Origin of the sequence: Corticibacter populi, assembly GCF_004217315.1 — a bacterium.
Taxonomy (GTDB): domain Bacteria; phylum Pseudomonadota; class Gammaproteobacteria; order Burkholderiales; family Burkholderiaceae_C; genus Lampropedia; species Lampropedia populi.
Genome location: NZ_SGWR01000001.1, coordinates 979,871 through 992,251, shown reverse-complemented (window position 1 = coordinate 992,251; position 12,381 = coordinate 979,871). Strand labels below are relative to the sequence as shown.

At 59.8% G+C, this 12,381-nt stretch carries 5 protein-coding genes; all 5 read left to right on the top strand.

Features of this window, described 5'->3' with window-relative positions; all coding sequences use genetic code 11:
- Window positions 1-66: 66 nt before the first annotated feature.
- The 5 genes from EV687_RS04450 (at window position 67) to EV687_RS04430 (ending at window position 12,350) form a co-directional block, all read left to right on the top strand.
- Window positions 67-675: a hypothetical protein gene (locus EV687_RS04450; RefSeq protein ID WP_130466444.1), complete on the top strand. Its 609-nt coding sequence runs from the start codon at window positions 67-69 to the stop codon at window positions 673-675.
- An 11-nt stretch (window positions 676-686) separates the two neighbouring features.
- The gene (locus EV687_RS04445) at window positions 687-1,136 is read left to right on the top strand and encodes a type II toxin-antitoxin system YafO family toxin (protein WP_122226624.1); all 450 of its coding nucleotides are present in this window, start codon (window positions 687-689) and stop codon (window positions 1,134-1,136) included.
- Between the two features lie 88 nt (window positions 1,137-1,224).
- Entirely contained in the window at window positions 1,225-1,722 is a 498-nt protein-coding gene (locus tag EV687_RS04440) for a hypothetical protein (protein ID WP_130466443.1), read from the top strand.
- Between the two features lie 66 nt (window positions 1,723-1,788).
- Window positions 1,789-1,992 carry a hypothetical protein gene (locus EV687_RS04435; protein WP_130466442.1) on the top strand — a complete coding sequence of 68 codons (204 nt, stop codon included), beginning with the start codon at window positions 1,789-1,791 and terminating at the stop codon, window positions 1,990-1,992.
- Between the two features lie 293 nt (window positions 1,993-2,285).
- Window positions 2,286-12,350: a PLxRFG domain-containing protein gene (locus tag EV687_RS04430; RefSeq protein WP_130466441.1), complete on the top strand. Its 10,065-nt coding sequence runs from the start codon at window positions 2,286-2,288 to the stop codon at window positions 12,348-12,350.
- Window positions 12,351-12,381 lie beyond the last annotated feature (31 nt).

The following is a 12,381-nucleotide window of genomic DNA, read 5'->3' as shown; positions in this document are numbered from 1 at the left end:
TAATTGTTGCATGATTCTGACGGATATGAACCAGCTCTGTTCCGTAGATTTGGCAAGCCTGCTACCATGAACCTAGTGCTCGATCCAAGAGAGCATGAACCTCTACCAAAGTTGACCAAAGAAATGAGCGCAGTGATTGATCATGGACCGGCTTCGCCTGTTGAGCAGGCGCTGGAGGTCACCACCGCCGTGTCTGCATACGTGCAGGGGCTCCTATCTGGAGTCAACGAGAGGGCGGCAGGAACATTGGTGCAACGCAGGTTTGAGGAACAAGGGATCGAAGCGGTTAGGGAAACAAGAAAGCTGGAAGTTATTCTGATAAATCTAGATCAACCCTCTAGAAAAACAATTGCGCCAGCCGTTGAGTCTATATTCGACAGATTGCTTGAACTGGAAGATGAATTTGATAGTGCTGTTCAGCGTTATTCCTCATCTAGTCGTGATGTTCGCAGGTCGTTAGAATCAAAAATACCTGGGCTCTTGATAATTAAAAAAAATATCGAGTTGTTGAAATATGCATTTGCATCAGTTTTAAATGTTATTGAAACTGTGCCATCTAACTATTTGCACGAGCAAATCAGCGAAATACAAGGGCAAGATGCGGCGTTAGGCGTGGAGCGCATGATGGATGAGATGGAGGGGGCATCTTCCTCCTTCATGGTTCGTCGCGCCTGAAGGCTGATTTTATGCTCTTCGTGGAGGTCTCAAGCGACCTTAAAGGAAAGCTGTCTAAGGACGCTGTTGCGCAACTTGTCAGGCAGTTCACTTGGTGGAAGTCAGATCCATCAAGAGAGTGCGAGTCCCTGGTATTTGGTAAAGATTCAGGAACTGTTAAGCCGCCTGTAAATGGCCAGCCGAACGTTCTGCGCCACTGCCATCTTATCCCGACCGATTCTCATAAAAGGTTGGCGTGGGAACTGCAATTTAGGCGATACCAAGAAAAAAAGGCATCGTCCAAGAGGACAAGCGATCGTTACTTGCACTACGTGCAAGACGGAGATAATCGGTTTCTTTTGATTGATATAGCAGATGATCCAGGCGCGCATCACATGTTGATGATGACAAATAAGGAGGACAGGAATAGGATGAACTGCTATGCAAAGCTTGCTGAAGATTTTATTTTTGGCTCTTGTTAGCCCGCCCAGAGCGGGCTTTTTTGCGCCCATTTGAAGTTGCCCTGCATAGGGCTGCGACATTTCGCCACATCTCGGCAGCATTGGGGGTATGACTGAACAGAACACTCCAAGCACCACCACCGGCGCAGCGAAGGCTTGTTGGTCGATCCCTGACAAGTGGAACCCGCGCGTTTGGCTGCGAAACTGGCTGTGCAGTCGCACGCCTGCGGAGGCCGCTGAATCGAAGCGGTTATGCGAGCAGGCTTACTCCGAGAAGCTGGATGCGGCGGCCGCCTTGGCAACTAGGGCTTGTTGGCCTGATGAAGTAACAAGGGCTGCAGCTCTGCAATCGTTTGAGCGATCGATTCAATCTGAGTTGCAGGCACGCGACCAGGTGGCGAAGACTGCGCGGGCTGAACTGCAGAGCCGAGGCGGCGCCGACGATGCTTCCGAGATGGCTGCTAAAGCGATGATGGCGGTCAGTATTTCCGGTCAAGCCGGTGTACCAGTGGACCCGTCATCTCAGCAAGCATGGCGTCAACGACTGACTGAATTGGAGGGCTGGGGTGGCCATAGATCATCCTGTTTCAAAAAGTTAATGAGATGAACATCGTGGCCCAGCCAGCCCCGCATAGGGTTAGGCACTTGATCGGGCAGGCAAGACACTGCCCGCATGAGCGAACAGAACACCACTCAAACGGATGAGCCGGGGATACTGGCTAGTCAGATTGCCCTGGCCTGGGCGCAGGCTAACGGCGAACACTTCCAAAAGTACCCAGCCCTCTTTGCTGCGTTGGCTGTGCAGGTAGCGAAAACGGCCCAAAGGGAGCTACTTGAAGGCGGCAACGATGGAGGCGAGCACAGCGACGACCACTGAGATGATGGCGATCATATTGGCACGCCGAGCCAACTTCAGTGTTTCCATCTCGCGCGCATCTCGTTGCTTTGCATCCGACTCTTGCCTATTGACCTCCATCTCGTATAGGTATGCACGGGCTTCCCGACCCACCTGATCGGTGCGCTCAGCGAGCAGCTTGTTGTGCGCCAAGCTATTCGTCTCGAAAGCCGCTCTGTGGGAAATGTCACGTCTGTTCATGAGTGTAGATCGTAGCTGACAACAACCCTGCATAGGGTTTGTCGTTCCTCCCCCGCCCAGCGATGCTGGCGGGCATGAGCGAACAGAACACTCCGAAGAAGTACTTCAGCGATGAAGAGATGGGAATTGGCGCTTCAACGCCGTCAACCGCGCCGCAAAAACGGTACTTCTCAGATTCAGAGATGGGGATCGAAACAGATGGCCGCGGCATCACCGGCTTTGCCCGCGACGTAGCTGGAACGGCGCTCAATGCCGCAATCAGCGTCCCCGAACTGGTCGTGGGCCTGGCCGACATTCCCACCGGCGGGCGCGCCGGCAAGTTCCTGGAAGACAAGGCAGGCTTGCGTTTCAAGGAAGCGAAACAGTTCGTCAACGAGAACATCAAGTCCGACCAGTCTCGCGAGGCGCATCGAAAGTTCGACGAAGCCGAAGGGTTCGTTGGTAAAGCGAAGGCTGCAATCGAGAACCCTAGCATCATTCTCGAAGGAGTCGGGGAGTCTCTTGGCGCGATGGGCGCAGGCGGTGTTGCGGCGCGAGGGCTGATGACTGCTACGCGCTTGGGTCAGATGGGGGCAAAAGGAGCCGCGCTGGCTGGCGCGGCTGGAGAAGGCGTGGCAGGAGCGGGTGCCGCGGCAGAGCAGATCAGGCAAGAAACCGATGACGGCCTGCTGACGCCTGTACAGTCATCCGCAGCGCTTGGAACGGGCGCTTTGACGGGTGTCATTGGAGCTGCATCTGGACGACTGGCTAATCGCCTCGGCATCGGCGATGTAGACACGATGGTGGCGCAGGGTTCTCCTGGTGTGCGTAAGCAGTTTGCGGATGAGGCTGCTGCGGTGGCAGCTAATCCGTTGGTGCAGCAACAAGCCAAGAGCATTTCAAGGCAGGTCATTGAAGGTGCGATCACTGAAGGTCTGCTTGAAGAATTGCCGCAGTCCGTCTCTGAGCAGATATTGCAGAACATCGCGCTGGACAAGCCATGGCATGAGGACGTTGACGCGGCCATTGTGATGGGCACCTTAACCGGCAGTGCGATGGGTGCGGGCGCGGCGGGATACCGAGGGATGATAGACCCGCGCCGCAGCACATCTGGCGACGAGTCCGAGCAGCCCGCAACACCCCAAGGTATGGGCGCTGCAGCTTTTGCCGCGGGCCAGCCGATGCAGCCGCCATCGGATCTTGTAAGCGTCGCGCAGAAGGCGCAATGGGTCAGGGGTTGGCAGGATGCCGCTGCAAATGCGCTGCAGCTCGAAGACGGCAACTCAGTTCAGCCTGAGGCGCCGCAGGGCCCGCAGGGGCTTGATGTTGGCCGAGAGGACATGACGGCGGGCATGACTTCCGAGCTTGGTGCACAGCCAACCCTCGATGGCGTAGACATGGCGCCGCGTGAGTGGGATACCGGCGCCTTGCGCATTGCCGATGATCGGCCACTTGCTTTGCCTCCTCCTGATTCCTACACGGTTGAGGGGGATGGATTCACGACGCAAGTTTCGCGCAAAAAATCTGAGCAGATGGGCCTGAGCCCGGCCGATGGCTCCCTATCGGCCGCTGCGGCGACGGCCGTAGACACCGGAGCATCAGACCAAGTGCAGCAGCAGGCCGCGCTGGCGCAAGCCGTCGAGGCCGCAGAGGATGCGCGGCCCAAAGGCAAGCAAGAGGGCCGTAAAGCGGCACCCGAGGGAGTGGATGCTGCGACTGGTGAGGTGGTCGGGGATCCCGCTCTGGTTGGGATGTCCGATGAACAGCTTTCTGCGGCCTTCCAAGGCGCCCAGGATAGGTCCGTGCGCCTGCAACTGGCACAAGAACTGTCCCGCCGCCGCACTGAGCGGGAAGAAGCGGCACTTCAAGCTGAGTTGCGGGACGAATTGGATGCGCCGGACGCGCCGGCAGGCCTGGATTCGGGCTTTGCCAGAGTGAGTGAAGACGCCAGCGCCGTGCCGGCAAACATCAATGTGTCGCATGGCACACAGCAACCACAAGGAGTACCGAATGGCCCTCAAGCCGATCAAGCCATCCAAGGCGACCCGCAACCAGCGCAAGCAAGAGCAGCGCAAGCAAAACCAGAGCAAGGGCTGACCGATGGCGCCGCCCTTACTGCGAACCCTGGCGCGCAAGCAGCAGCGCCGAGCAGCGCGTCGGCTCAAGCGCAAGGAGAAGGCTCTGAGCAGCGCGCCCAACGTCTTGAAATCGCCGGGGCAGCTTGGACGCGAATGCCTGCCGCCGAGCGCCAGGAACTGGCCAAGCGCATTGACGCAAAACCCATCGTGCAGCGGAACCTGCACAGCGCTACCTGGGAAAGGCTGAACGGGGCCATTCAGCAGAAGCTGGCTGATGCGATCAGCCCGGCGGCCAAGGAGCAGCCTACAGACATGCAGCAATTCTCCGCTGAGTCGGGGACGCTTGGGGTGCCGCGTAGCGTTATGCCGCAAGTGCCAACGCAGTCCCATGGCGGCTTGGTCAGGCACCTGAATGCGCAAGGTATCGACCATGAGACAACGATGGTAGATGCTGCATCGCTCAAGCCGACGCAGGCCGAATATTCGCCGTCCAAAGTTCAGGAGGCCAAGACCGCCATAGGCGACCGCGCCGTGATCGTGTCGAACGACGGGCACATCATTGATGGCCACCATCAAGCCGTGGCGGCTGCCGAGGATGGCAGGCCGGTGAAGGCCATCGTTCTTGATGCACCTGTTGCGCAGGCATTGCAGGCGGTGAAGGATTCACCCAGCGCGCAGCAGATGACAACGCCAGAAGAGCCGACGGCGCCGGCCAAAAAGAAACCGCGTGGGGTACTGGCAAAGATGGCCGAGGCGAAGGCTCGTTTGGCGTCCGCAGAGAGCCAGGCATCGCAAACCGGCGCAACAACGGAGGAGGAGCAGAAGCTTGGAGCGGCCAAGGCAGACACTCCTGAATCTGCCGCAGAGCTGCGCGAACCACGGAGTGTTCCAGAAAGGCTGCGCGCGCGCCGGTCGCGTGTCGCGGAGCAGGAGAGGGCGACCGAGCAGGCTTGGACGGAAAAGAACCTGAGTGAGCGTGAACGGCTGATGAAGCAGGCCGGGGTCGCGGGAATTTTCGCCCTCAAGCATGCGCAAAAGCGCTGGGCCAACATTCCGCAGGCTGTGCGGGAAAAGGTGGCACCGATGCTGCAGGATGATGCAACTAAAGCATTTGATGCTGCGCGGGCCGACGCCTTGGAGACGGAGCAAGAAGTCGAGACGAACAAGAGGCGCTCGCCGGAGCCTGCAGAGCAAATATCTATGCCTCAAAGCAAGACGCCTTTGACCGATCTACATGTCGCCATGATGGAGCGAGTGCGTAAAGGCGAGGCAAGCGTCGAAGACTTCAAAAAGTCGTTCTCTCAAGTCAACAGCCAGGCCGAGGCTATCAAGTCGGAGCTTGCCGCCAAGACCAAGACGCAGTTGCTGGAGAGCATTGGCCCGTACTTCCGCGCCCGGTACGCCAATGAGAAGAAGGCAACCATCATCGACGCTTCGTACCGCGAGATGATTGGGGAGTACGCGCTGGGCCAATCCTTTTCCTATGGCATTGCGCGAGACAGCTACCAGAAGGCTGTGCAGCGCCTGGTGGATGCGGTGGATGAAACGCGCTTGCAGCAGTTTGCCCAGGAGCGCAAGCAGGCGCTGGAGGAATCGAAGGCGCGAATGGCGGCTCAAGTGGAAGCCATCAAGAACCCGCAGACGTTGGCGGACTTCCGTTCCTTGATGCGGCATTACATTGAGCGTGGCGATACGCGGCAAGAGGCTTTCATGCGCTTGGAGCCTGAACAGCGCATCCGCTATGACGAACTGGATGCCGAGAGCACGAAGGCGGCGCGGGAGAAAGCCAAGGCGAATGCGCGCACGCTGGGCGTTGGCACTGCTGGGCAGGCTACGACCGGCAGCATTGTGGAGACCAAACATACCCGCGATGGTTATGACTTGTTCGTTGTGCAGTTGGGCGAGCGCGTGAGCCGCGAGGACTACGATACATTGAATGCGTCGGCCAAGCGCCTAGGGGGCTGGTACAGCAAGTTCCGTGGCAATGGCGCGGTGCCGGGCTTCCAGTTCAAGGCGCGGGAGTTGGCGCAGGCGTTCAGCAAGCTGGTGGCTGGCGATGCGGCGGATGCCCAGGCAGTGGCGCAGGCGCGGCAGGATGCGTTTGCGGATGACCGCAGCCAGTCGGCGGTGCAGCGTCTGAGGACGATGGCGCAGGCACTGGATGAGCGCGCGCAGCAGGCGCTGGATGCGCCACGAAAGGCCAATACCGACAGGCGCGCGCGCATGGCTGCCAGCGCGGAGGCGGCGGCGCGCGCGGACAAGGCGCTGGCCGGAACGATGAACAATCTGGCCAAGGCCATTGAGGATGGCCGCGTGAAGTTTCTGGATGCGGTGCGGCAGAAGGTGCAGGTTGAGTTGCTGGCGCGGGAGTTGCGCAATGCCAAGGATGCGCAGATCCGGGCGAAGTACCCGAGCTATGCCGACCAGCTCAAGCATCAGGGCGAGCCTGTGGACGCGCAGACAGTGGATTTTGCCGATTTTCCGAGCTATGCGGCGATGCGTTCGGACTTGGCCAGCATGGCGCGCCAGATGCTAGAGGTGGATGGCCTGAAGAAGCTGGGTGCGCGGCTGGAGAAGGTGGCTGATGATGTAACCGAAGCCTACACGGATTGGGCCAAGGAGAATCTGAGCGGCATCAGCCGCTTTGGACGCGGCGACCAGTTGGCGGAATACGCCAGCCGGGAAGCGGCTGAGCGGGCGATTCGCAAGTCTGGGCTGGTGGGGCGCGCCATTGTTCTGCCGGTCAAGCGCGGGCAGAACCGCATCGTGTTGGCACCAGGCGAGGCCATGAAGCTGGGCATCTGGCAGGGCGATGGCGACAAGCGTATCAGCTTGAGTGCGGAGTTCGGTGCTGAGTTGGTGCAGGCGCTGGGCCGTCGTGCTGGCAACAAGGTGGCGGTGCCGTGGGCTCTTGAGGCCTCGCATGACAAACGCAAGCGGCTCGAAGGCATGGGCATCATGACAGCCAGCGAATACCGCTCTGCGTTGCGGGAGTTCGCCAGCTTGCAGGAGGCGATGGCGACGCCGGACAAGATCAAGGAGATGGAACGCTCCATGATTGGCCGGCGCGACGATGGGCTGGATTTCTTCCCGACTAGCGAGGCCGTGGTTGACACGATGCTGGAGGCGGCAGGGATCGAACCGGGGATGGCCGTGCTGGAGCCGTCTGCCGGTATGGGGCATATTGCCGATGCCATCCGCGACAAGGCCGGCATCGAGCCGGATGTAGTGGAGTTGTCTGGCGAGCGTCGGGATCTGTTGGAGGCCAAGGGGTATCGCGTGGTGGGCGATGACTTCACGGCTCTGCATCCCCGCGAAGGTTTTACCTATGGCGATGTGTTCCGGGATACGGACGGTACGCTGGGTGTGATGCGCGGTTCTGGTGGTTTAGGTAGCGAGCGCGTTGGTTTTCAGCCGCTGGCCGCGGATGGCCAGCCGGATGCTCGCAATGCCCGTTGGGTTGATCGCGATGACCTGGTGGGTGTGGAAAAGCGCGGCACGGACAGCGGTTATGACCGCATCATCATGAATCCGCCGTTCTCGAAGGGGCGGGATGTGGAGCATGTGAGACATGCCTACGACCTGTTGCGTTCGGGTGGTCGGGTGGTGGCCATCATCGGCGAAGGTTCGTTTTTCCGCCGCAGCAAGGCGGCAGACGAGTTCCGCGCATGGTTGGATGAGCGCGGGGCTGTCGTTGAGAGCCTGCCGGAAAACAGCTTTATGGATCCGGCGCTCCCCGTCAATACGGCCGTGAATGCGCGGTTGGTTGTGATCGAGAAACCCGCCGGCGTGGATGGATCAGACGATACAGCTTTCAGCCAATCGTCACAGGCTGTCTCCGATCGGATGCGCGCGGCGGCCGCAATTGCACGCGATCGGCTGTCTGCGCAGGGGAAACGGCGCATTGAATTGCAGCGGCAGATCGAGCAAGCCGTCCAGAGGATCGGCCGACACCTGAGCGTGCCCGTCGAAGTCGTTGCCACAGTGGCAGACGCTCGGGAGAAGTACGGCAAGCCAGGAATTCCGGCGAACATCCGGGGCATTGCGGTTGGCGGCAAGGACGTGACGCTGATCGCAGAGAATCTGCACAGCTTGGCGGAAGCGGAATTTGTGCTGTGGCACGAACTGCTGCACATTGGGTTGTCGCGCAAGGTGCCAAAGTACGGGGCCGCGTATTCGAACATGATGCACAAGCTGGCGCAGCGCAATGCGAACCTGGCGCAGGTAGCCAAGGAGTGGCGCGAGGCGTTCGGAGCCGAGATGGTCCAGGATCTGACGGATCGGGGTTTTGGTCGAGTTCAGGCGTTGCAGCGCATGCATCAGCTCTCTGTCGAGGAAGCCTTAGCCGATCTTGCCGGCGCCAATCCGAATGTCGGCTGGATCAAGCAGTTCCTGGCTGAATTGCAGCGCTTCATCCGCAACATGGGCTTCTCCAACCTGGCGGATTGGATGGAAGGGGCGACCAACGCTCAGGCGCTGCAGGTCATTGCAGCAACGCGCGGCGCGGTCGTACGCCAAGGCAATGTGAGTCTTTTCCCGCAGTTCGGCCCGGCCTTCCAGCCGTCCGCATTGGCGTACAGCCGGGAAAGCGGGCCCGACAGCAGCATCGCGGATGCAGGGAGACGGGCGGTAGGCCGATGGAAAGCGTCTCTGGAGGCCGCTGGCAAGAACGCACAAGCTCCAGAGCCTAGCATGCTGACACCGGCAGTATTGCGTTCGATGGGTGCCAAGGCGTCCAAGCTGGTATTGCCAAGGACGTACCTGAGGGCCATCCTGTCAAAGCACCCTGATGTGCCGGAACATGTCTTCGAGAACCTGCCTTTGCTGCTGGCCGATCCTCTTTTCATCATCCCTCACAAGGATGGTGGCCTGCGGGTTTTTGTTGAGGCGAAGACAGCGCGTAGCGAGCCAATCGCGGTTGGTGTGAGTATCGATCCGGGTGGCAGGATTCACACTGTGACGCCTATACATGATCACCCGGACTCGACGGGGCAGCATCGCATGGCCAGAGACGTGGTGAACGCGAAAGGCCGCATATATGCCAAAAACAATGAAGCCCTAGGAAAAGCAATCGCTTCGGCCAGGGCTTCGGCTGTGGCGGCTCCGGCCACATTTGCCTTGCGCCGTGATTCCATCAGCGCTGCCAGTGTAGTTACGCGTGAGCAGATTGTCAAAGGGATCGAGGCGGGGAGGTATGGCGGCGATGTTGCATACAGCCGTGCAAGCCTGAGCGAAATTAAGACCAAGGCGCTGGATCAGATCCACCTGACTCTGAGCCATCCTGGAAAGGTCAGCATCTGGGACAAGACTGTTGGCACGATGCGCAATCTGGCTGAACGCACGCCGGCCTTCAAACCTGTTTTTGAGACGGCACAGAGGTTCCTGGATGACGTCAGCATGCTGGCCAATGATGCGGCCGACTTCGCGCCACGTCTCGTGCCTCGCGTCGATTCGCTCCGTGATCTGGCCAAGAAGCCGGTGAGCTCCACCGACAACAAAGCGGTTGCAAAGCCGCTGTTCGAGGGCACTTTGATGTGGGGACGAGATGAGGATGGTTCGCCGGCACTGGTCGATGACCTCCAGAAGAAGTATGCGAACCTTTCTGCGCAGGAGAAAGGCCAGATGATGTTGCGGGCAGGACGCATCGATGCAGGCGTACTGCGAATGTGGCAAGGACTGCCGACGGATCGGTACGAGAGCCTGATCGATTCACGCTTCCAGAGCCAAGTTCTCAAGGCCGGCATCGTCTGGTCGGATGCCGAATTGAAGTCGCTGTTCAAGCTCAATGACCAGCAAGTCAGCTTGTACCGCGAGGCGCGGGCGGCGATTGATCGGTCTATCGATGTGACGGCGCGCGCCGACATGCTCCGGGTTCTTGGCGAAGAGTTCGAAGCGCTCCGCGATGTGGTTCTCGATGCGCCGACACTGCAGGATGCTATGGACTTGCTGACCTCCACGCTGCATGACGAGGCCAAGGCCAGGGAGGGGGAGTCCGACAGGCTGATGGAGCTTTATCACGCAGTCGTGGACCGCGCCACCAAGGCGCGCGAACTGATGGACGCTGGCTATGCTCCGCTGTCGCGCTTCGGCCGATATACCGTCGATGTGGTCGATGGCGACGGCGAGCGCCAGTATTTCGGCATGTACGAGAGCAAGCGCGAGGCAAACTTGGCGGTGATACAGATGCGCCAAGCCTTCCCGCGCGCTACGATCGAGCAGGGGACAATGAGCCAGGAGGCGTACAAGTTGTTCTCTGGCATCACGCCAGAGTCGCTCGAGCTGTTCGGCAACATGCTGGGCTTGAGCGAGGAAGGTGGTGACGCACGCGACAAGGTGTTCCAAGAATACCTGAAGCTGACAAAGAACAACCACAGTGCCCTCAAGCGCCTAGTCCATCGAAAGGGGATCGCAGGCTACAGCGAGGACGTAGGTCGTGTGCTCTCGTCATTCATTTACAGCAATGCCCGGCAGGCGGCAGGCGGACTGAATGCGGGCGGCATGGACAAGGCCATCAACGACATTCCGAAGGAGCAGGGCGAACTGAAGGATGTTGCGATGGGCCTGCGTAACTACATCCGCGATCCGCAGGAAGAAGGTCAGGCGGTGCGGGGCATGCTGTTTGCGCAGTATCTCGGAGGCTCAGTGGCGTCAGCCTTTGTCAACATGACGCAGCCGTTTGCTGTGACGATGCCGTGGCTTTCGCAGTATGGCGGCATGCACAAGGCCGGCGCGCAACTTGCCAGGGCACTCAGGGAGATGGCTGGCAAGGGTAGCTACGAGACAGATCTGGCCAATGCGCTCAAGCGCGCCGAGGAAGATGGCGTGGTTTCTCCGCAGGAAATCCACCAGCTCATGGCGCAGGCGCGTGGCACGGGTTCGCTGCGTTCCGGGGATGGAACAAGGATGGGGAACGCTAGGGCCGCTGCGGCGAATGCTTGGGAGCGCACTAAGGTGGCATGGGGGCAACCGTTTGCGCTGGCCGAGCAGTTCAACCGGCGCAGCACGTTCATTGCTGCATACCGGATCGCCAAGGATCAAAAGATGGCCGATCCCGCCGAGTTCGCGCGCCAGGCGGTGCTGGAGACGCAGTTCCTGTACTCGAAGGCCAACAAAATGCGCTGGGCGCGCGGCGCAGTCGGTGGAACGCTGATGACCTTCAAAACCTACAGCGTGAGCTATCTCGAGCTGATGCATCGCATGTGGACGCAGGGCGGTCCAGAGGGAAAGCGCGCCGTTGCCTGGGCAATGGCCATGCTGCTGCTGATGGGTGGCGCCGGTGGTCTGCCCTTTATGGAAGATGCCGAGGATCTGATTGATGGTGCTGGTCAACTGATGGGATACAACATCAGCACCAAGCAGTGGCGCAAGAAGGCGCTGGAGAATGTCTTGGGCAAGGAGTTCGCCGAGTTTGTGGACACCGGCTTCTCTGGCATTCCAGGCGCACCGATCGACGTGTCCGGCCGGCTGGGCATGGGCAATCTCCTGCCGGGCACTGGGTTGTTGCTGACTAAGCAAAGTCGCGAGCGCGACCTGATGGAGGTGGTGGGGCCAGCTGGCGACCTGGCGGCTCGTTTCTTCGGGGCCTCTCGCAAAATGCTGACCGGCGATCTTGGCGGCGCCGCGCTGGAAATGTCGCCGACAGCGGTGCGCAATGCAGCAAAGGGAGCTGACATGGCTGTCAGCGGCATGTACAAGGACACCAATGGCTACAAGGTGATCGACACGACTTTGACCGAAGCGATCAGCAAGGCTGCCGGCTTTCAGCCGCGCAGTGTTGCCCAAGTGCAAGAGGCCAACAGCTTCATGCAACGCAGCAAGTCGTTCTATACCCAGACCAGCAGTGAGATCCGTGCGCAGTGGGCGGACGCCTTGTTCCGCAAGGATGATGCGGCGCTTCGCCGTGTGCGCGCACGGCTGGATGCCTGGAACAGCAACAACCCTGAGCAGCCGATCGTGATCCGCATGCCCGACATCTGGAAGCGGGTGAGGGAAATGGGGAAGGATCGTACGCAGCGAATTGCAGACACGTCGCCCAAGGCATTGCGTCAGCAAATGCAGGAGATGGCGAGAGAGGTCGGCTGACCCTGTATAGGGTTAGGCCAGATGCACTATG

What these genes read in the sequence shown, in the direction of transcription:
- EV687_RS04430 (WP_130466441.1), top strand. Translation starts at nt 2,286, where the DNA reads ATGAGCGAACAGAACACTCCGAAGAAGTACTTCAGCGATGAAGAGATG.
- EV687_RS04435 (WP_130466442.1), top strand. Translation starts at nt 1,789, where the DNA reads ATGAGCGAACAGAACACCACTCAAACGGATGAGCCGGGGATACTGGCT.
- EV687_RS04450 (WP_130466444.1), top strand. Translation starts at nt 67, where the DNA reads ATGAACCTAGTGCTCGATCCAAGAGAGCATGAACCTCTACCAAAGTTG.
- EV687_RS04440 (WP_130466443.1), top strand. Translation starts at nt 1,225, where the DNA reads ATGACTGAACAGAACACTCCAAGCACCACCACCGGCGCAGCGAAGGCT.
- EV687_RS04445 (WP_122226624.1), top strand. Translation starts at nt 687, where the DNA reads ATGCTCTTCGTGGAGGTCTCAAGCGACCTTAAAGGAAAGCTGTCTAAG.